Source organism: Luteibacter sp. 1214 (assembly GCF_031455395.1).
Classification (GTDB): Bacteria; Pseudomonadota; Gammaproteobacteria; order Xanthomonadales; family Rhodanobacteraceae; genus Luteibacter; species Luteibacter mycovicinus.
This window is the reverse complement of record NZ_JAVDSQ010000005.1, coordinates 292702-313161: the sequence shown is the minus strand read 5'-3', so window position 1 is coordinate 313161 and position 20460 is coordinate 292702. Positions and strand designations below refer to the sequence as shown.

18 protein-coding genes, 1 other RNA gene and 1 riboswitch are annotated in these 20460 nt (G+C 64.7%); of the genes, 6 read left to right on the top strand and 13 right to left on the bottom strand.

Annotated elements, in window-relative coordinates; all coding sequences use genetic code 11:
• Window positions 1-293 precede the first annotated feature (293 nt).
• The 3 genes from greA to carA are packed head-to-tail and all read right to left on the bottom strand — an operon-like array spanning window position 294 to window position 5194.
• Entirely contained in the window at window positions 294-776 is a 483-nt protein-coding gene (gene greA / locus J2X57_RS14025) for a transcription elongation factor GreA (RefSeq protein ID WP_036112526.1), read from the bottom strand.
• The gene (carB, locus tag J2X57_RS14020) at window positions 773-4000 is read right to left on the bottom strand and encodes a carbamoyl-phosphate synthase large subunit (protein ID WP_036112523.1); all 3228 of its coding nucleotides are present in this window, start codon (window positions 3998-4000) and stop codon (window positions 773-775) included. The genes greA and carB overlap by 4 nt, the downstream gene beginning before the upstream one ends.
• Window positions 4001-4051: 51 nt before the next feature.
• The gene (gene carA / locus J2X57_RS14015; protein ID WP_036112519.1) at window positions 4052-5194 is read right to left on the bottom strand and encodes a glutamine-hydrolyzing carbamoyl-phosphate synthase small subunit; all 1143 of its coding nucleotides are present in this window, start codon (window positions 5192-5194) and stop codon (window positions 4052-4054) included.
• 217 nt (window positions 5195-5411) lie between these two features.
• Here carA and J2X57_RS14010 point away from each other — a divergent pair, with 217 nt between their 5' ends.
• Entirely contained in the window at window positions 5412-6095 is a 684-nt protein-coding gene (locus J2X57_RS14010) for a 2OG-Fe(II) oxygenase (RefSeq protein WP_036112516.1), read from the top strand.
• A 54-nt stretch (window positions 6096-6149) separates the two neighbouring features.
• On the opposite strand, the gene J2X57_RS14005 is transcribed toward J2X57_RS14010, so the two are convergent.
• The 6 genes from J2X57_RS14005 to hrcA form a co-directional block, all read right to left on the bottom strand.
• Entirely contained in the window at window positions 6150-7157 is a 1008-nt protein-coding gene (locus J2X57_RS14005) for a sodium:calcium antiporter (protein WP_036112512.1), read from the bottom strand.
• A gap of 16 nt (window positions 7158-7173) precedes the next feature.
• A riboswitch (yybP-ykoY riboswitch) is annotated at window positions 7174-7372 on the bottom strand.
• 54 nt (window positions 7373-7426) lie between these two features.
• A complete protein-coding gene (gene dapB, locus J2X57_RS14000; protein WP_036112509.1) occupies window positions 7427-8221 on the bottom strand; it encodes a 4-hydroxy-tetrahydrodipicolinate reductase in 795 nt (264 codons plus the stop codon).
• On the bottom strand, window positions 8218-9348 hold the full coding sequence (gene dnaJ / locus J2X57_RS13995; protein WP_309868061.1) for a molecular chaperone DnaJ: 1131 nt from the start codon (window positions 9346-9348) through the stop codon (window positions 8218-8220). Before dnaJ ends, dapB begins: the two co-directional genes overlap by 4 nt.
• Window positions 9349-9475: 127 nt before the next feature.
• Window positions 9476-11404, bottom strand: a complete 1929-nt coding sequence (gene dnaK, locus J2X57_RS13990; protein ID WP_309868058.1) for a molecular chaperone DnaK — start codon at window positions 11402-11404, stop codon at window positions 9476-9478.
• 129 nt (window positions 11405-11533) lie between these two features.
• Window positions 11534-12070: a nucleotide exchange factor GrpE gene (gene grpE, locus J2X57_RS13985; RefSeq protein ID WP_036112500.1), complete on the bottom strand. Its 537-nt coding sequence runs from the start codon at window positions 12068-12070 to the stop codon at window positions 11534-11536.
• An 86-nt stretch (window positions 12071-12156) separates the two neighbouring features.
• Complete coding sequence (gene hrcA, locus J2X57_RS13980) at window positions 12157-13218, bottom strand: heat-inducible transcriptional repressor HrcA (RefSeq protein WP_036112496.1); 1062 nt, start codon at window positions 13216-13218, stop codon at window positions 12157-12159.
• Between the two features lie 134 nt (window positions 13219-13352).
• Between hrcA and recN the strand changes: the two genes are divergently transcribed.
• Window positions 13353-15023 (top strand): DNA repair protein RecN, encoded by a 1671-nt coding sequence (gene recN, locus J2X57_RS13975; RefSeq protein ID WP_309868086.1) that lies wholly within the window; start codon window positions 13353-13355, stop codon window positions 15021-15023.
• A 3-nt stretch (window positions 15024-15026) separates the two neighbouring features.
• Here recN and J2X57_RS13970 read toward each other — a convergent pair whose 3' ends face one another.
• Window positions 15027-15656 (bottom strand): response regulator transcription factor, encoded by a 630-nt coding sequence (locus tag J2X57_RS13970; protein WP_036112494.1) that lies wholly within the window; start codon window positions 15654-15656, stop codon window positions 15027-15029.
• A gap of 86 nt (window positions 15657-15742) precedes the next feature.
• Between J2X57_RS13970 and J2X57_RS13965 the strand changes: the two genes are divergently transcribed.
• Window positions 15743-17362, top strand: a complete 1620-nt coding sequence (locus J2X57_RS13965) for an MASE1 domain-containing protein (protein ID WP_309868055.1) — start codon at window positions 15743-15745, stop codon at window positions 17360-17362.
• Window positions 17363-17680: 318 nt separating this feature from the next.
• On the opposite strand, the gene fur is transcribed toward J2X57_RS13965, so the two are convergent.
• Window positions 17681-18094, bottom strand: coding sequence for a ferric iron uptake transcriptional regulator (gene fur, locus J2X57_RS13960; protein ID WP_309868052.1), 414 nt, complete (start codon window positions 18092-18094; stop codon window positions 17681-17683).
• A 72-nt stretch (window positions 18095-18166) separates the two neighbouring features.
• Here fur and bamE point away from each other — a divergent pair, with 72 nt between their 5' ends.
• Window positions 18167-18628: an outer membrane protein assembly factor BamE gene (gene bamE / locus J2X57_RS13955; RefSeq protein ID WP_036112489.1), complete on the top strand. Its 462-nt coding sequence runs from the start codon at window positions 18167-18169 to the stop codon at window positions 18626-18628.
• A gap of 13 nt (window positions 18629-18641) precedes the next feature.
• Here the strand turns inward: bamE and J2X57_RS13950 are convergent, their stop codons facing one another.
• A complete protein-coding gene (locus J2X57_RS13950; protein WP_176167862.1) occupies window positions 18642-18920 on the bottom strand; it encodes an RnfH family protein in 279 nt (92 codons plus the stop codon).
• Window positions 18913-19341 (bottom strand): type II toxin-antitoxin system RatA family toxin, encoded by a 429-nt coding sequence (locus J2X57_RS13945; RefSeq protein ID WP_036112485.1) that lies wholly within the window; start codon window positions 19339-19341, stop codon window positions 18913-18915. The genes J2X57_RS13950 and J2X57_RS13945 overlap by 8 nt, the downstream gene beginning before the upstream one ends.
• 79 nt (window positions 19342-19420) lie before the next feature.
• Between J2X57_RS13945 and smpB the strand changes: the two genes are divergently transcribed.
• Both smpB and ssrA read left to right on the top strand, forming a co-directional pair.
• Complete coding sequence (gene smpB / locus J2X57_RS13940; protein ID WP_036112483.1) at window positions 19421-19921, top strand: SsrA-binding protein SmpB; 501 nt, start codon at window positions 19421-19423, stop codon at window positions 19919-19921.
• Between the two features lie 81 nt (window positions 19922-20002).
• Window positions 20003-20395, top strand: a transfer-messenger RNA (tmRNA) gene (ssrA, locus tag J2X57_RS13935).
• Window positions 20396-20460 lie beyond the last annotated feature (65 nt).

Genomic DNA, 20460 nt, shown 5'->3' with positions numbered 1-20460 from the left:
TCAGGGATGACCGGCCGTTTTCGGGGAGGCAGGGACAGCCGACTCGAAAACCCCCAGTCGGAGCCCGACCCGGCCGAAGGCCATTGATACACGGCGGCGGTAGCCGCCTTTCCTTGAGGGGTCGCCGCAGGCGTGGCCTCGAGGGTCACCCCCGCCGGCTCTGCAACGCACACGACACGCAGCGACAAAGCCAAACGCGATGGCGAAGCCGAGCCCGCAGCACCGCTACATGTATGCCGCAAAAAAAAACGCCCCAACAAAGGGGCGTTTTCAACCACAGGCAAACGCACAAATTACTTGTAACGCACACCCTTGATCTCATATGTCTTCGTGCCATTCGGCGCGACGAAGTCGAACTCGTCGCCTTCGCTCTTGCCGATCAGCGCACGCGCGATCGGCGACGACACCGCGATCAGGTTCTTCTTGATGTCGGCTTCCAGGTCGCCAACGATCTGATACGTCACTTCCGTATCGTTATCGAGGTCGATCAGTTCGACGATGGCACCGAACACGATGCGCGAGCCCACCGTGAGGCGCTCCGTATCGATGATCTCGGAATTGGACAGCGCCGCTTCCAGCTCGTTGATACGGCCTTCGTTGAAGCCGTGCATCTCGCGTGCGGCGTGGTACTCGGCGTTTTCCTTCAGATCGCCATGCGCACGCGCTTCCGCCACGGCGGCGACGATCTCGGGGCGCTTCACGCGCTTGAGGTACTCGAGTTCGTCACGAAGACGGTCGGCACCGATGGCGGTCATGGGCGGACGGGTCGGGCTCATGCGTTCAGCTCCTTGTGCAGGTCCTGCAGGCTGTTCACTTCACCATCGGCGTGGAAGTCGAGCGAATGCACGAGGGCACGCGCGCCGGCCACGGTGGTGGAGTACGTGACGCGCTGCTGCAGCGCTTCGCGACGGATCGAGAACGAATCCGAAATGGCCTGCTTGCCTTCCGTCGTGTTGACGATATAGACGACTTCGCCGTTCTTGATCAGGTCGACGATGTGCGGACGGCCCTCGAGCACCTTGTTGATGCGCTCGCACTTCACGCCATGACCCTCGAGGAACGACGCGGTACCGGCCGTGGCCACGACGACGTAACCGCGCGCGGTGACATCCTGCGCGATGGGCAGCAGGCGCTCCTTGTCGGCATCGCGTACCGACATGAAGACCTTGCCCTTCGGCGGCGCCTTGATGCCGGCCGCCTCGTGACCGCGTGCGAACGCGGCGCCGAAGGTGCGACCCACACCCATCACCTCACCCGTGGAGCGCATCTCCGGCCCGAGGATCGGGTCGACGTTCTGGAACTTCAGGAACGGGAAGATGGCTTCCTTGACCGAGTAGTACGACGGGATGATTTCCTTCGTCGCGCCCTGGTCGGCGAGCGTACGGCCGGCCATGGCGCGCGCGGCGATCTTCGCCAGCGACATGCCGGTGGCCTTGCAGACGAACGGCACCGTGCGCGAAGCGCGCGGGTTCACCTCGAGGATGAACACCTCGTCACCCTGGATCGCGAACTGCGTATTCATCAGGCCGATGACCTTCAGCTCACGCGCCAGCTCGGTGACCTGGCGGCGCATTTCGTCCTGCACTTCCTGCGAGAGGGAGTACGGCGGCAGCGAGCACGACGAGTCGCCGGAATGCACGCCGGCCTCTTCGATGTGCTCCATGATGCCGCCGATCAGCACGTTGCCTTCGGCATCGGCGACGATGTCGACGTCCACTTCCACGGCGTGATCGAGGAAACGGTCGAGCAGTACCGGCGAATCGTTGGACACCTGCACGGCGTCGCGGATATAGCGCGAGAGGTCGGCGTCGGCGTAGACGATTTCCATGGCGCGGCCACCGAGCACGTAGCTCGGGCGGACCACCAGCGGATAGCCGATCTCACGGGCCAGCGCCAGCGCTTCGTCGGCGTTGCGCGCGGTGCGGTTCGGCGGCTGCTTGAGCTTCAGCTTTTCGATGAGCTGCTGGAAGCGCTCACGGTCTTCCGCCAGGTCGATCGACTCTGCCGAGGTACCGATGACCGGCACGCCGGCGGCTTCGAGCGCACGCGCCAGCTTGAGCGGGGTCTGACCGCCGTACTGCACGATGACGCCCTTGGGCTTCTCGAGGTCGACGATCTCCAGCACGTCTTCGAGCGTCAGCGGCTCGAAATACAGGCGGTCGGAGGTGTCGTAGTCGGTCGAGACGGTTTCCGGGTTGCAGTTGACCATGATGGTTTCGAAACCATCCTCGCGCAGCGCGAGCGCCGCGTGCACGCAGCAGTAGTCGAACTCGATACCCTGGCCGATGCGGTTCGGACCGCCGCCCAGCACGATGATCTTGTCGCGGTTGGTCGGGTTGGCCTCGCACTCTTCCTCGTACGTGGAATACATGTACGCGGTGGTGGTGGCGAACTCGGCGGCGCAGGAGTCGACGCGCTTGTAGACCGGGCGGACGCCCAGCGTACGACGCACGTGACGCACGGCGGCTTCGTTGGTGTCGACCAGCTCGGCCAGACGCGCATCGGAGAAGCCCATGCGCTTGAGCTCGCGCATGCGCGGTTCGTCCAGCGCGGTCAGGCCCTGGCGCTGCACTTCGCCTTCGGTCATCACGATGTCTTCGAACGCGGCCAGGAACCACGGATCGATACGCGTCAGCGCATAGACCTCTTCCAGCGACAGGCCGGCGCGGAAGGCATCGGCCACGTGGAACACGCGGTCCGGACGCGGCTCGCGCAGTTCGCGCTTGAGCGTCTGGAAACCTTCTTCGCTACCGATGTCCAGGCCGGTGGGGTTGAGGCCGGTCTTGCCGATCTCGAGGCCACGCAGAGCCTTCTGCATCGACTCGGTGAAGGTACGACCCATCGCCATCACCTCGCCCACCGATTTCATCTGGGTGGTGAGGCGCGCGTCGGCGGCCGGGAACTTCTCGAAAGCGAAGCGCGGGATCTTGGTGACGACGTAATCGATGGACGGCTCGAACGAGGCCGGGGTGAGACCGCCGGTGATGTCGTTCTTCAGTTCGTCCAGCGTGTAACCGACAGCGAGCTTGGCGGCGACCTTGGCGATCGGAAAGCCGGTGGCCTTGGAGGCCAGTGCCGACGAACGCGACACGCGCGGGTTCATCTCGATGACGACCACGCGGCCGTCTTCGGCGTTGATACCGAACTGCACGTTGGAACCGCCGGTATCCACACCGATCTTGCGCAGGACCGCGATGGAGGCGTTTCGCAGGCGCTGATATTCCTTGTCGGTCAGCGTCTGTGCCGGCGCGACGGTGATCGAGTCGCCCGTGTGCACGCCCATCGGATCGAAGTTTTCGATCGAGCAGACGATGATGCAGTTGTCCGCCTTGTCGCGGACCACTTCCATCTCGAATTCCTTCCAGCCCAGCACCGACTCTTCGACCAGCACTTCGTGCACGGGCGAGAGTTCGAGGCCGCGGCCGACGATCTCGACGAATTCTTCCTTGTTGTATGCGATGCCGCCACCCGAACCACCCAGCGTGAAGCTGGGGCGGATGATGGTCGGGAAGCCGACCGTGGCCTGGATTTCCAGCGCCTGTTCCATCGAGCGGGCGACCTCGGCCTTCGGGCACTCCAGACCGATCTCGGCCATGGCGATGCGGAACAGGTTGCGGTCTTCCGCCATGCGGATGGCTTCGCGCGACGCGCCGATCAGCTCGACGTTGTATTTCTCGAGCACGCCGTTGTCGGCGAGGTCGAGGGCGCAATTCAGGCCGGTCTGGCCGCCCATCGTCGGCAGGATCGCGTCGGGGCGCTCCTTGGCGATGATGCGCTCCACCGTCTGCCAGTTGATCGGCTCGATGTAGACGGCATGGGCCGTGTCCGGGTCGGTCATGATCGTCGCCGGGTTCGAATTGACCAGGACGACGCGGTAACCCTCTTCCTTCAGCGCCTTGCAGGCCTGGGCGCCGGAATAGTCGAACTCGCAGGCCTGGCCGATGACGATCGGGCCGGCACCGATGACGAGGATGGTCTTGATGTCTGTGCGCTTGGGCATGGTATCTCTCGCAAACGAAGCGGATGGATGAGTGGAAGGGCCAGCGGCGCGTCAGGACGCGCGCTTGGCCTTGTGCTCTTCCATCGAGGCGATGAACGTGTCGAACAGGTAACCGACGTCCTCCGGACCGGGGCTGGCTTCCGGGTGTCCCTGGAAACAGAACGCGGGGCGATCCGTCAGGGCGAAGCCCTGCAGCGAGCCGTCGAACAGCGAGGTGTGGGTGACGCGCACGTTGGCCGGCAGCGTGGCCGGATCCACCGCGAAGCCGTGGTTCTGCGAGCTGATCAGCACGCGGCCGGTGTCGTGATCCTTCACCGGATGATTGGCGCCGTGGTGACCGAACTTCATCTTCAGCGTCTTCGCGCCGACGGCCAGCGCCAGGATCTGATGTCCCAGGCAGATGCCGAACAGCGGGATCTTGGTATCGAGGATCCGCTTCGTCGCTTCGATCGCGTAGTCGCACGCGGCCGGGTCGCCCGGGCCATTGGCCAGGAAGACGCCGTCCGGATTCATCGCCAGCACATCGTCGGCGGGCGTCTGCGCCGGCACCACGGTGATGTCGACACCGCGGCCGGCGAGCAGGCGCAGGATGTTCTGCTTCACACCGAAGTCGTAGGCGACGACCCTGAACTTCTTCGGCGCGTTGTAGAACGCCTGCTTGTCGAGGTCGTACACACCTTCAGACCACTGATAGGTCCGGGTGGTGCTGACGACCTTGGCGAGGTCCATGCCATTGAGGCCTTCGAAGCCGCGCGCCTTGGCGACGGCGGCATCGGCGTCGATCGCGTCACCGGCGACGATGCAGCCGCTCAGCGCGCCCTTCTCGCGAAGGATGCGTGTGAGGCGACGCGTGTCGATACCGGCGATGGCGACGATGCCGTTGCGCTCGAGATACTGCGGCAGGGGCTCGACGCTGCGCCAGTTGCTGGCAAGGCGCGGCACGTCGCGGACGATGAGGCCCGCCGCGTGGACGCGGTCGGCTTCGACGTCGACATCGTTGGTGCCGGTGTTGCCGATGTGCGGATAGGTCAGCGTGACGATCTGACGGGAGTACGAGGGGTCGGTCAGGATTTCCTGATAACCGGTCATGGCGGTGTTGAACACCACCTCACCAATCGTCTCACCACGGGCACCGACCGCGTGGCCGTGAAAAATGCTGCCGTCTTCGAGAGCAAGCAGAGCAGGAGTACGCATGGGATGGCCGCCTTCGGGTGCAGCAAAGCCCGCAAGCCTGCATTTAGCGGCTCGTGGGCCTTGGGGATATAGGGGTCGCTGGGCGGGTAAGAATGATAGGCGCCAGGGCCCGTTTTGTCCACCGCAAAACGATGAACGACCCTGCGGCGGAATATCGCTGGTGAACAGGTCCGACGCGATACAATGGCGCCCGAGCCAGACCACCGAGAACCACCGCATGCTGCTCGACCCCGCCCGCCTGGACCGTCCCGACACCGACATCCGGCACGAGCCCTTTTCGTTCATGATCGCCCACGGCCAGCTGCCGGACGAGTCGCGATCCGAACTGGACCGCGACTTCCCGCAATACACCAGCGCCGGCTTCTTCCCCTACGACGCCAGCGACTGCGGCCCGTCCGTGAACGAGCTGGTCAAGCAGATGACCTCGCGCCAGTTCTCTTCCGCCATCGGTAAACACCTCGGCATTCCCGGCCTGGAGAACTATCCCACCCTGGTCACGATCTGCCGCCTGCTCAACCGCCGGCACGGCACCATCCACACCGACAGCAAGTCCAAGATCGCCACCGCGCTGATCTACCTCAACCCGATGTGGCCGGATACCAGCGACGGCTGCCTCCGTTTCCTCAGCTCGATCAATGACATCGACGACATCGTCGCGCCGGAGCTGAAGCCGCTTTACGGGGAGTTCGCCGTGTTCCGCCGGGCCGAGAACTCCTTCCATGGTCACCTGCCCTATGAGGGCGAGCGCCGGGTCATTCAGGTCGCCTGGCTGACCTCCGAAGAGGAGAAAGCCCGCAAGACCAAGCGGGGCAAGTTCTCGCGGGTCTTCAAGAAGATCTTCGGAAAGCTGGACCGGAAGGTGGGTGCCGATCGCGACCGGAACGCCTCGCATCCGGACTGAGTTTGGCTGAATTCGTCGGCGGGCGGGCTCTCGCCAGAGCCGATCTTCCGTCCCTCACCGCACCCCGAACCACCAGCCGACGAACACGGCAAACACGCCGTACAGCGCGCCGATCGGCATCAGCCAGCGCGCTTCCACCGACCCATGCCGGAACATCGCCCACAACGCGATCACCGCCACCATCGTGACGCCGCCAGCCACGATCAGCGGCGTATCGAACAGCCACGGCGTAGCGAACAACGCCATCGAGCTCGGAATGGTCGCCTGAATCATCATGGCGCCGGAGATGTTGGCCAGCGCCAGCCGCTCCTTGCCCTGGCGCACCCAGATCAGTGCGTTCACCGTTTCGGGCAGTTCGGTCGCCACGGGGCTCAGCACCAGCGCGACGATGTGCGGCGACAGGTGGAAGAATTCACCGAAGGCTTCGAGCTGCCACACGAAGGTGCGCGACGCGATGGCGATGACGATCAACGCCAGGCTGGTTTGCAGCGCGATCCAGCCCATCGTCGGATCGGCGTCATTCGGGCGGAAGGTCAGAGGCTCGAGCTCTTCCTCCTCAGGCGCCGTGCTGTCGTCACGCATCTCGCGCCACACGTAGGCCACGTACGCGAGCAGGAAAAGCACGCCGAGCCAGGGCTTCCATGCGAACGCGACGAGACCCAGGCCGACTTTTACGACGAAGATCGCAAGGAACCACGACTGATCGCGCGCGAGACGCTGGTTATCGACACGCACCCGGAGGTCGGGGCGCTTCAGGCGCTTACGGCCCGCATACAGAGCGAATCCGACCACGGCGTACGCGATGGTCGCGAGTACCAGTGGTCCCCCGAGGGCCGCACCGACGCCGATATCCTTAGCCGCGGCATCCTTACCGAACATCACGGCGACGAACGTCACCGCGCTTTCGGGAAGCGCCGTACCGAAGGCCGCGAGGACCGTACCGGTAGCGGTGGCGCCGAGGTTGAGCTTGCGCCCGAACCATTCGACGCCGTTGACGAAGTATTCGCACGCGAAATAGATGGCCCCGGCCGAAACCAGGAAGAGAAAGCATGTCAGCAGCATGTTTTATCTAAGGCCGAGCGAGCGAGAAAATACCGATGGCTCAACGACACCGCTCGCCCGGCCTGGGTAAGCATGTCGCTGGCCAAAGGTCTCGCCGGGCCGGCAACGCACCGTGTGTGCGTCGCTGCCGTTCGCGCCATGGGGCACAAGGCCACCAAGTCTGTTGACGCGAACTCTCCTGGGTACGGAGATGGCTACTCCCCAATGACTTCGGGGCGGATGTTAACACGTGCTCTCAGATCAGGTGAGAGCGATTCTTACGCAGAGCATCAAACCTTTGCGGCGATCACGTCTTCGATCGTCCAGGTCCCCGGCGCACGCCCGGCGATCCACGCTGCGGACTCCAGCGCGCCGCGCGCAAAGATGGACCGATCCGTCGCGCGATGCCCCAGCTCGATACGCTCGCCCTGCCCCATCAGCAACGCCTGGTGCTCGCCGACGATATCGCCGCCACGTACGACGGCGAAGCCGATCGTCCCTGCCTTACGCGCGCCGGGACGGCCCTCTCTCGAATAGACGGCCAATTCATCCAGCGTCGCGCCACGCCCCGCGGCAGCGGCATGCCCCATTGCCAGCGCGGTACCCGACGGAGCGTCTTCCTTCCGGTTGTGATGGGCCTCGACGATATCGAGGTCCCAGCCAGGCAGTGCCGCGGCGGCTTCACGAAGCAGCCGCGTCAGAACGGCGACACCGAGACTGAAATTGGCGGCATGCAGCACAGCGATGCGTTCCGATGCTTTCGCGAGGCGCTCGGTCTGCTCAGGACCGAGGCCGGTACTGCCGGTCACCAGTGACGCACCACTCGTCTCACAGTAGTCCAGCGCGGAGGCGAGACCCTCCGGACCGCTGAAGTCGATGACGACGTCGATGTCGGAAGCGTCGGTCCAGTCGCTGAAGCGAAGCGCCGACACGTCGCCATAGGCCGCCTTGCCCAGACGCACGGAGTTCGACGAGACGATGGCGCGAACGAGTTCGAAGCGTTCGTCGTCGCGGACAAGACCGAGCAGCGCATGGCCCATCCGGCCGGAGGCGCCGCTGACGGCGAGACGGACGGGACGGGTCATGAAGTGACCCTGGACCAGAAGTCTTTCACCCCATCGATGAACGTCGTCGAGCGCGGCGTATGCTTCGCCGCCTCTTCGCCGACGAACGTCGCTTCGAGCTGGGTAAGCAACTCGCGCTGCTCCTTGGTCAGGCGAACCGGCGTCTCGACCACGACGGTGCACACCAGGTCACCCGTACGGCCGCCGCGAACGGACTTCGCCCCCCGACCGCGCATGCGGAACTGATGTCCCGTCTGCGTCTCGGGCGGCACGTTGACGGCCACTTCGCCCTCGAGCGTCGGGACCATCAGTTCGGTACCGAGCGCGGCCTGAGCGAACCGAATCGGCACTTCGCAATACAGATCGCTGCCATCGCGCTGGAAGATCGCGTGCTCGCGCACACGCACTTCCACGTACAGATCGCCTGACGGTGAACCGGCCGGGCCGGCTTCGCCCTGCCCGGTCAGACGGATGCGGTCGCCGTTGTCGACGCCGGCCGGAATCTGCACCGACAGCGTGCGTTCTTCTTCCAGACGGCCTTCGCCGTGGCATTTCTTGCAGGGCTTGTCGATCTTCTGGCCGGAGCCGTGACAGGTCGGGCAAGCCTGCTGAATCGAGAAGATGCCGTTCTGCATGCGCACGCGGCCATGGCCGGCGCAGGTGCTGCATTTGGAGACCTTGCCGTCCTCCGAGCCGCTCCCGTTGCAGTGATGGCAATTGACCTGGGTCGGAATCTCGATCTTCTTCTCGACGCCGAACACGGCTTCCTCGAGATCCAGATCCATCATGTAGCGCAGGTCGGCACCGCGACGCGCACGCTGGCGTCCGCCGCCACCGCCGAAGATGTCCCCAAAGATATCGCCAAAGATATCGCCGACGTCGCCAAAACCGGCGCCGCCGCCACGACCGAAGCCACCGCCTTCGAAGGCGGCATGGCCATGCTGATCGTACGCCGCGCGCTTCTGCGCATCGGACAGTACGTCGTAGGCCTCCTTGGCTTCCTTGAACTTCTCGATCGCAGTCGGATCGTCCGGATTGCGGTCGGGGTGGTACTTCATCGCCACGCGACGGAAGGTCGTTTTGAGGTCGCCCTCGGTCACGGTGCGCTCGACACCGAGAATTTCGTAGTAGTCGCGCTTGCTGCTCATTACACGCTTGCTTTCCCTGGACGGACGAACGCGCCGAGAGGTTTCCCTTCGACGCGATCGTACCGGTTAACCGTTGGCACACCGCGGGCGCCGGGCCCGCGGTGTGCCGTTGCTCCACAGGACGAAATTACTTCTTCTCGTCCTTGACCTCGGTGAACTCGGCGTCCACCACGTCGTCCGGCTGAGCCGAGCCGCCGCCCGGTGCCGATTGCTGCGCGGTGTCCTGCGTGCCGCCACTGGACTGAGCCGCGGCGGACAGCGCCTGAGCGACCTGCTCCAGGTTGGTGATCTTCGCCTCGATGACGTCCTTGTCTTCGCCGGTCAGCGCCTTCTCGAGTTCCGACACCGCGCCGTCGATGCTGGCGAGCTGCTCGGCCGGGATCTTGCCGCCGTGCTCCTTGAGCTGGCTGCGCGTGGCATGGACGAGCTGGTCACCCTTGTTACGCGTCTGCACCAGGTCGTGGAACTTACGGTCTTCTTCGCGATTGGCTTCCGCATCGGCGACCATGCGTGCGACTTCGTCATCCGACAGGCCCGAGCCGGCCTTGATCTCGATCTTCTGTTCCTTGCCCGTGTCCTTGTCCTTCGCGGACACGTGCAGGATGCCGTTGGCGTCGATGTCGAAGGTCACTTCGATCTGCGGCTGACCGCGCGGTGCCGAACGGATGCCGGACAGGTCGAACTTGCCCAGCGACTTGTTCGCATTGGCACGCTCGCGCTCACCCTGCAGCACGTGCACGGTCACGGCGGTCTGGTTGTCGTCGGCGGTCGAGAAGGTCTGCGAGGCCTTGGTCGGCACCGTGGTGTTCTTCTCGATGAGCTTGGTCATCACGCCGCCCATCGTCTCAATACCGAGCGACAGCGGGGTCACGTCGAGCAGCAGAACATCCTTGACCGTACCGCCCAGCACGCCGCCCTGAATCGCGGCGCCGACGGCGACGGCTTCATCCGGGTTGACGTCCTTGCGCGCTTCCTTGCCGAAGAAGTCCTTCACGGCTTCCTGGACCTTGGGCATGCGGGTCTGACCACCGACGAGGATCACCTCGTTGATGTCGGAGATCTTCAGGCCGGCATCGTTCAGCGCCGTGCGGCACGGATCGATGGTGCCCTTGACCAGGTCTTCCACCAGCGACTCCAGCTTGGCGCGGGTCAGCTTGATGTTCAGATGCTTCGGACCCGTCGCATCGGCCGTGACGTACGGCAGGTTGACGTCGGTCTGGTGCGCGGACGAGAGCTCGATCTTGGCGCGCTCGGCGGCGTCCTTCAGACGCTGCAGGGCGAGCTGATCCTTGCGCAGGTCGATGCCCTGCTCCTTCTTGAACTCTTCCACGAGGTAATCGATGACGCGGTTGTCGAAATCTTCGCCGCCGAGGAAGGTGTTGCCGTTGGTCGAGAGCACTTCGAACTGCTTCTCGCCGTCGACGTTGGCGATTTCGATGATGGACACGTCGAACGTGCCGCCGCCCAGATCGTACACGGCGATCTTGCGGTCGGCCGTCGAGGTCTTGTCCAGACCGTAAGCCAGCGCGGCAGCGGTGGGCTCGTTGATGATGCGCTTGACCTCGAGGCCCGCGATCTTGCCGGCGTCCTTGGTGGCCTGGCGCTGGCTGTCGTTGAAGTAGGCCGGCACGGTGATGACGGCCTCGGTCACGGCCTCGCCAAGGAAATCCTCGGCGGTCTTCTTCATCTTCATGAGGACCTTCGCGGACACTTCCTGCGGGGCCATCTTCTTGCCATCGGCGGTCTGCACCCATGCGTCGCCGTTATCGTGCGCGACGATGCCGTAAGGAACCAGTTTTAGGTCCTTCTGGACTTCGGCGTCGGTGAACTTGCGGCCGATGAGGCGCTTCACCGCGTAGAAGGTGTTCTTGGGGTTGGTGACGCTCTGACGCTTGGCCGGCGCACCCACCAGGACTTCGTTGTCCTTGGTGAAAGCGACGATGGACGGCGTGGTGCGATCGCCCTCAGCGTTTTCGATAACGCGCGCGGTCGAACCTTCCATCACTGCGACGCAGGAGTTGGTCGTACCGAGGTCGATGCCGATGATCTTGGCCATTGAAGTTGCTCCGTATTTCTAAGCGGCCCCCGCGGCCGCGACTGGTTTGGAAAATGGGGGTGTGCCCCATCGATTCAATATCTGGTGAGACTCCCCGCGGCGCGAAACCGACGCCGGACGGGGTTTGGTTCAGTTGTCGCGAACCACCGCCACGAGAGCCGGACGCAACAGGCGGTCGTTCAGCACGAACCCCTTCTGCACCACGGCCACCACGGTGTTCGGCGCGTGCTCGTTCGATTCGACCGAGCTGATCGCCTGGTGATGCTCCGGGTTGAACGGCTGATGCAGCGGGTCGACGACCGAAAGGCCGTTGGCCTGGGTCACCTTCTCCAGCTGCTTCAGCGACATTTCCAGCCCCTCGCGCAGCGTCTTCGCGTCGGCCGTCTGATTGGCCAGGCCCAGCGCGATGCCGTCGTACACCGGCAGCAGGTCGCCCAGCAGCTTCTCGTTGGCGAAACGGCGGGCCTGGTCGAGGTCACGCTGCATGCGGCGGCGCTGGTTCTCGATCTCCGCCTTCTCGCGCAGGACCGTCTCGCGGGCCTGGGCCAGCTCGACTTCCATCGCGGCAAGCTGGGCGTTCAGCGCGTCGAGCTCGGACTGTGCGCCGTTCTCGTCGACACCGCCGTCCTGCGCCTGATCCGGCGCATGGGGATCGTTGTTCTGCATGGTTACTCCAAATGTCAGCTTCACGGCCCTCCGTCGGGAAGGGCCGAACATTCGCGGGAAATACTAAACCCGCCTCCCGTGCCGGTTTATGAGGTCGCCGCGGCGCGATTCAAGGCGTCACTGAGCAGTCCGGCCGTGGCTTGTACCACGGGAATCACCCGCTCATATGCCATACGCGTCGGTCCAATAACTCCGATCGCGCCCAGCATCCGGCCGCTGGTGCCGTAGGTAGCGGTGACGATACTGCACCCGTCGAGGGCGGAAAAACCGGATTCCTCGCCGATGAACAGGCGCACGCCGGGCGCCTGGACGCACATTTCCATCAGCTGAAGCAGATCGCGCTTCTGCTGGAAGGCGTCGAAGAGGTCGCGAAGCCGCTCGATATCGGCCAGCTCCGAGTACCCCATGAGATTGGTCTGACCGCTCACCAGCACGTCGTCCGCATCCTCGACGGGCGTGAACGACGCGGTGGCCAGCTCCACCACGCTGGCCAGCTGGCGATTGAGCTCGCCCCCGGCCTCGCGCAACTCGGTGGCGAGGTGCGCCCGGATGTCCGCCAGACGGAAGCCGGCGAACTGAGCGTTGAGATAGTTGGCCGCCTGCTCCAGCTCCGTGGCATCCAGCGGCCGTGCCAGCTGAACCACCCGGTTCTGCACCTGGTTGTCCGAGAACACCAGGATCACGAGGACCCGGGCGTCGGGCAGATTGACGAAATCGATGTGGCGCAGCGGGAAATCGCCCTGGCGCGGCACCGTGACCACGCCGGCGAAGCGGGTCATCGCCGAAAGCAGGTTCGAGACATTGCCCAGCAGGTCGCGCGTGGTCGTCTGATGCGGTGGCAGCCCGCCCTGCAGGCGGGCCATGTCGTCGCGCGGCAACGGCTTCAGTTCGAGCAGGCTGTCGACGAACAGACGAAGGCCGCGCGGCGTCGGAATACGCCCCGCCGAGGTGTGGGGCGATGCCACGAGGCCCGCTTCTTCCAGGTCCGCCATGATGTTGCGGATGGTCGCCGGACTCACTTCCAGGCCGGACGAACGCGCCAGCGTGCGTGAGCCCACCGGCTCACCGTCGGAAAGGTATTGCGATATGAGGGTCCGCAGCAGCCGGCGCGCTCGTGCATCGATGTCGTGACCGGAGAACGGATTCATGCGCCTGGCTGGTGTGGGAAAGGGGTTGGAAGCTCGCGCTATCAATAAGGTCTCGCCGCCTCGCTTGCAAGTCTCGGCTTATGCGACTCGCCTCCCGCTACAATCGGCGCGATTCCATCCGCCGCCTGGTCCTCATGCTCACGTCGCTCTACGTCCGCCAGTTCGCCGTCGTCGAAGAAGCCGAGATCGCCTTCGGTCCGGGCCTCACCGTGGTCAGCGGCGAGACCGGCGCGGGCAAGTCCCTGCTGGTGGATGCCCTGATGCTGCTGGCGGGCGCCCGCGCGGACAGCGGCATGGTCCGGGCCGGCAGCGACCGCGCCGAGCTGGCCGCCGAATTCGACCTCACCGGCCTGCCCGAAGCCACCCAGTGGCTCCGCCAGGAAGAACTGGACGATGGCGAGACCTGCCAGCTGCGTCGGGTGATCCGCACGGAGGGCAGCTCGCGCGGCTGGATCAACGGCCGCCCGGCCAGCCTCGCCCAGATGTCGGCGCTGGCCTCGCTGATCGTCGAGATCCACGGCCAGCATGAGCACCAGGCCCTGCTTTCGCGCCAGCATCAGATGGCTTTGCTGGACGCCTACGCGGGCAACGAGGTCTTGCAGACGAGCGTCCGCGACACGGCCAAAGCCTGGCGCGACGCCGTGGCGCGCATCCGCACGCTGTCCGGCGGCGATGACCGCGAGCGCCAGATCGAGCTGCTCGCCCACGAACTGGAAGAACTCGACCGCTGGGCCCTCGCGCCCGCCGCGCTCGAAGACCTCGAAGCCCAGCATCGCCGGCTGGCCAATGCCGGCCGGCTGGCCGAGGGCGCCAATGGCGTCGTTGAAATCCTCGACGGCGAAAGCGAATTCGCTGTCGGCCGCGCGCTGTTGCGCGCCCATGCCGAGGTGTCGCGCCTGGCCGAGCTGGACGCCTCGCTCGTCCCGACCCTGGATCTGCTCGACAGCGCCCAGATTCAGGTCGGCGAAGCCGTCGACGGCCTCAGCCGCTACGCGCAGGATGTCGAACTGGATCCCGAACGGCTGGCCGAGGTGGACACCCACCTCACCCACCTTCACGACCTCGCCCGCCGCTACCGCCTGCCCATCGAGGAACTGACGGCCAAGGCCGAGGAAGTCCGCGAGCGCCTTGCCGAACTGGAAGGCGCCGGTGATGCGCTCGACCGCCTGGGTCGCGAGCGCGATCGTCTGCGCAAGGCATGGGATGACGCGGCGTCGTCGCTGTCGAAAGCCCGCGCCGACGCCGCCGGTCGACTCGGCGGCACGGTGGCCGCGTTGATGGGTGAGCTGGGCATGGGCGGTGGCCGTCTCGAAGTGTCGCTCGAGCCGGCCGAGGGCGACGACCCGGATCCGCAGGGCCGCGAGCGCTGCGAACTGCTGGTCAGCGCCAACCCCGGCCAGCCGCCACGCCCGTTGCGCAAGGTGGCCTCGGGTGGCGAACTCGCCCGCATCAGTCTGGCGATCGAAGTCGCGACGCTGGGCAACGACAACATCGGCTGCATGATCTTCGACGAAGTGGACACCGGCATCGGCGGTGCCGTCGCCGAGGTGGTCGGCCAGAAGCTGCGCGCGCTGGGCGAGAAGGTGCAGGTACTCTGCGTCACCCACCTGCCGCAGGTGGCGGCGCAAGGTCACTCACACCTGCGCGTGGCCAAGGAGAGCGACGGCGATTCGACCCGTACGCGTATCCATCCGCTGGATGCATCCGGCCGTCGTGACGAGCTGTCGCGCATGCTGGGTGGCGTCGAGATTACGAAGGAGACGCGGGCGCACGCGAAGAAAATGCTGGATCGGGCTCAGGGGTGACCGTCAGGTCCTGATGAGCCCCCGCTCCTGAGCCATCCGATAAAGGTCCAGCTCCGACCCGGCATTGAGCTTGTTCATCACCGCCGCCCGGTGGATGTAAATCGTCTTCTGCCCGATCCCCAGTTCCGCCGCGACCTGTTTCGGCGCGCGGCCGGCCGCGAGTAAGAGGAATACCTCCCGCTCTCGTGCCGTCAGGCGGCTAAACGGATCCAGATCCGCCGAAGGCCGTCCCGAGCGCCGCTGCCGCAGATCCGAACTGAGATATTGCTCACCGCTAAGCACCGAACGCACCGCGGCGACAAGTTCCTCGGGCGCGACACCCTTGGTCACATAGCCGCGCGCACCGCGACGCAGCGCCTCGGAAACGTAAGGTTCGCCGTCGTGCATGCTCAGGACGACGATCTTCATCCCGGGCGAAATGCTCGCGAGATGCTCGATCAGCGGGAGGCCGCTACCGTCGGGAAGCGACAGATCCACCGCCACCAGGTCGGGGCGATGCTGGGTGACCGCATCGACAGCCTCGTCGGCATTGCGGGCTTCGGCAACGACGTCCAGATCGGGTTCAAGCTCGATGAGTCGCTTGAAACCCTCACGGACGATGGCATGGTCATCTACAAGAGCGATTCTTGGCATGCACAGAATGTAACAGGCAATCCCGACGCGTGCGTATGGGCGACGCCGAGCGTCGGGCCGGCACATCCGCCGTGTAACATTCGGGCATGCGACTACACGCGCCTTCCCGATTCGCCGGTCCCCTGCTAGCGCTCGCCTACGCGACGATCTGGATCATGCTCTGGCCTACCGAGCAGCCCTACTGGGTGCTGCCGTTTGGCCTGCGATTCGGTGCGCTGCTACTCACCCGCACCCGCAACTGGTTCTGGATCCTCGGAGCGGAACTCGCCGGCAGCATGATCTGCGAATGGCGCAGCGGCCTGCCCATCGGCGGCGCCGGCTTTCTGCTCGGCGACGCGCCGGAGCCCCTCATGGTCGCCGCGTGCCTGTGGCTGCTTCGTCGCGCCCACCTGCACGCCAGCCTGGGCACCCCGGAAGACGTCGCCCGCCTGCTGCTCTCGGCGATGGTGACGGCCACGGTCGCCACCGCCGGCAACGCCGCCATGATGGCCTCGCTGCACCCGGCCGCGCCGGTCGAGATGCTGGGCACCACCTTCGGCAGCGACCTGCTCGGTAACTACCTCGGCGTACTGCTGGTCGTGCCGGTGATGATCCTCGTCTTCCGCGAGCGCCCCACGCAATCGTCCATGGCCGAGCTCCTGCTCGACGGCCTGCTCGTCATGCTGCCCTCGCTGGCCATCCTGATCACCCTGGCCGAGTATTCTCCGCAGCCGCAGTTCGCCCGCGTGCTGTCACTGGCACCGGTGCTCTTCTTCGCCTTCCGTCATGGCTGGCGTGGCGCGGGCCTGGCCATGCTCATCACCAGCGTGGGCCTGAATGTCACCGAAGACATGATCGGCCGCGGCGCTCCCACGGCGGCGGCCCATCTGTTCCTTGCCGTGGCCGGCACCGGCACGCTGATGCTCGGCGCAGCCACCGACGCGCTTCGCCGCAGCAGCGAGCGCGTCGCCCAGCAGAACACCCACCTCGCCGCCGCCAACCAGCGCCTGGATCAGCTGGCCCGTCAGCTGCGCGACGCCGCCCGCGGCAACCTCCAGGCGGAGGAAAACCTGCGCCGACACATGGCCGCCGAGCTTCACGACGAACTCGGACAGAACCTCACCGCGATCCAGACCCACCTGAAACTGGCCCAGGCGCGGCTAGGCAGCGCGGGCATGGAAGACATCGGTAAATCCATCAACGGCATCCTCGGGCACATGCGCAAGGCGCTGCACAAGATGCTCGACAGCCTGCGCCCCTCGGTGCTCGACGAGTTCGGATTGCTGCGCGCACTGGACGAAGGCCCGATCCGCGACATGCTGACCGCCGCAGGCATCCACTACGTCACCGACCTGCGGGGCGAGCCCCGCCTGTTGGACGAGGACACGCTGACCGCGATCTACCGCGTCGTCCAGGAGAGCGCGACCAACGTCGTCCGCCACTCCGGCGCCAGCCGGATGGCCCTGCGCCTGCGGATCGGCATGCGTGACAGCGGTCCGGTCGCCATCCTCGACATTCGTGACGACGGCACCGGCCTGCCCTCCACCCCCAAACCCGCAAGAACCGACGGCGGCGGGCGCGGACTACAGGGCATGAGTGACCGAATCACCGCGCTTGGAGGGCTCTTCCGGATCCGTCCAGAACCCGTCGGACTGCACCTTCGCGTGTTGCTCCGCAGCACAAGTATCGGAATGAGCATAGGAAATTTTCCAATACCGGGTCAGTGAACACTTCGTTACGATCCCATTATCGATGTGGGGGAGCCGCCGTCGAGAGACGGTGAGCCCAGGTCGGTCGTGGGGACGATCGACCTGATGAGGCGACAGGATGTCGGCCTCGCCGGTTCGAAGTGGGCAGACGTGAATCCAGCGAGCAACTCGCGATCCACGTTCCACAACGAAGCGGATCAAGCCGCCGGTGGACAGGAGTCCGCCGGCGGCGTTTTTTATGGGCGCCCGAAATGTCGCCGCCAACACCCATCGCCTGAATCACGCCCACGAAAAAGGCCCCCGAAGGGGCCCTCTCACCGCGAGCGAAAGCCTGACTCAGCGCTTCTTCTTGGGCCGCACGTACAGCACCAGGCTGTGGTCTTCGATGACGTATCCGTGGCGGTCGGCGATCTCGTGCTGGAGGCGTTCGATCTCCTCGCTGATGAACTCGATCACTTTCCCGCTGTCAACGTCGATCATGTGGTCATGATGCTTGCCGCGGTCCAGCTCGTAAACGGCCTGCCCACCTTCGAAGTTGTGCTTCATCACGATGCCGGCAGCTTCGAACTGGGTCAGCACCCGATACACCGTGGCAAGCCCGATGTCCTCATGGTGCGCAAGCAGACGCTTGTAGATGTCTTCAGCCGTGAGGTGGCGCTCGTCCGCCTCTTCGAAGATCTGCAGGATCCGCATGCGCGGATGTGTGACTTTGAGCCCCGCCCTGCGGAGCTCTTTGGTTTCCTGGTCCATATAGACCCCCTCGCGGTGCCGTCAGGCGCTTAGTGTATCATCGCAGGCTTCACGATCCGGACGTTACTACGCATGCATAAGCTCATCCGCACGCTGGGTTTGGCCATGATGGCGGTTGCCATCGCGGGCTGTGGCCTCGTCTATACCCCCGACGTGCAGCAGGGCAACCTGCTAGACAAGAAAAACGTCGACCAGCTGCAGCCGGGCATGACCAAGCGTCAGGTCCTGGTGCTGCTGGGCACCCCCTCGGTCACCTCGCCTTTTGACCAGGATCGCTGGGATTACGTGTCCACCTTCTCCCACCGCGGCCAGAAGATGACCACCCGTACGCTCACCCTGACCTTCAACAATGACACGCTGGTCCGCACCGAAGGCGATTTCTTCGCCCAGGACGCGCAGCAGCTGCTGAAGGACTCCGAGAAGTACAAGGCCAATCCGGTCGGCGGCGCCCAAGGTGACAAGAACACCAGCGCTGACGACAAGAAGGACGACGGTGGCGTGTTCGGTGGCGGCTCGTCGGACGACAAGAAGTAAGAAGCCGGCAGGTTCAGGCGCCGCGTTTCGCGCGGCGCCGCCTGGCCTCCATCGGATCCAGGATCAGCGGCCGGTAGATCTCCACCCGGTCGCCTTCCTTCAGCACACGATCCGCATCCACCTTCTTCGAGAAGATGCCCAGACGGGTAGCATCGGGCGCCACACCTTCGGGCAGCTGCGCACGGGCCAGCTCAATGGCCTGCCAGACGGTCGTCCCTGACGGCACGACGAGGCGAACCACCCGCTGCGCTTCCGGTCCCGCGTAGGCCACTTCGACGTTCAGGTCAGCCATACTCGCGGCGTGCCTCGTCGCAAAAGTCGTCGACCATCCGGTTGGCGAGTTGCTGAAACCCCATCTTCAGTACGGACCCGCCGAGGCCGGCGTAGTCGAAATCCAGTGCCAGGGCGATCTTGCAGCCCACGTCACCCAGGGCCTGGAAGGTGAACAAGCCATCGAGCGAGCGGAACGGCCCCTCCACGAACTGCATGGTCAGCCGCTCCGGCCGCACCGTGGTATTGCGGGTGGTAAAGCTCTGCCGCATGCCGGCGAACTTGAGATCCAGCCGGGCGACCAGCACATCGTCACCCCGCTCGATCACGGTGGCAGCGTCACACCACCCGAAGCGCTTTGGGTATGCTTCCACATCGTTGACCAGGTCGAACATCTGCGCGGGCGTGAAAGGCACGATCGCACTGCGGCGGATTTCAATCATGAACTGACCTCGTCTTATGTGCCGGCAAACGGACCCGCCGGCCTTGTATCAGGGACTCGAGAGACCGATTTTAGCGGACATGGCAAAAGCGAAACCGAAGGACACGGAAAAAGAAGGCGGCGGCACGATCGCGCTGAACAAGCGCGCGCGCCACGAATACCACATCGACCAGCGCTTCGAATGCGGCATGGCCCTCGAGGGCTGGGAGCTGAAGTCGCTGCGTGCCGGCCGGATCAATTTTGGCGAAGGTTGCTACGCGATCATCCAGCACGGTGAGGTCTTCCTCGTCGGGGCCCAGATCCCGCCCCTGATCAGCGCTTCCACCCATGTGATCGCCAACGATCGCCGCACCCGCAAGCTGCTGCTCCACCGCGAGGAAATCGATCGCCTGATTGGTGCGGTCGAGCGGAAGGGCTACACGCTGGTGCCCACTGCGATGTACTGGAAGCACAACAAGGTGAAGTGCGAAATCGGCTTGGCCAAGGGCAAGCAGGAGCACGACAAGCGCAACACGGACAAGGAGCGCGAATGGGCGATCGACAAGCAGCGCGTCATGCGCTCGCACAATCGCATGGGCTGACCTGAACGGTCAGGCGGCGCCCATTGTGGGTCTCCCTCCCCGCCCATATACTGAGTGATGTAGTTCCACCACGTTTTCCCCGGGGGTGTTCTGGTTTCGACGGGGGTAGTGCGATCTACTGGTGCATGCCGAGGGGGTAGCTTTCCTCGTTAAACCAGCTGCAAAACATATAGTTGCCAATGACAACTACTACGGTGACAACTCGGTGGCTCTCGCCGCCTAAGCTGTCCGGCCCCTAAAAAAGGCCAAACCCCCGACCCGCTCTTGTGCTCATGCTCGGCGGTGTAGGGTCACTATCATGAGACCGCTGAAAGGCTCTCCGTCTGTGGGCCTGACGCTAGATCAATCAGATATGTCCGCCGGTGCGCTTAGCACGCCGTGCTGTCGGTGGACGAGATCTAACGGTGAGCTAAGCATGTAGATCTGGAGATTAAACGCCTTCGGACGCGGGTTCGACTCCCGCCACCTCCACCAATATGGCTCATCCCCCCGGTAAATCGGGGGAAATGACCTGCCTCGGCTGATTCCTTCGGGTATCA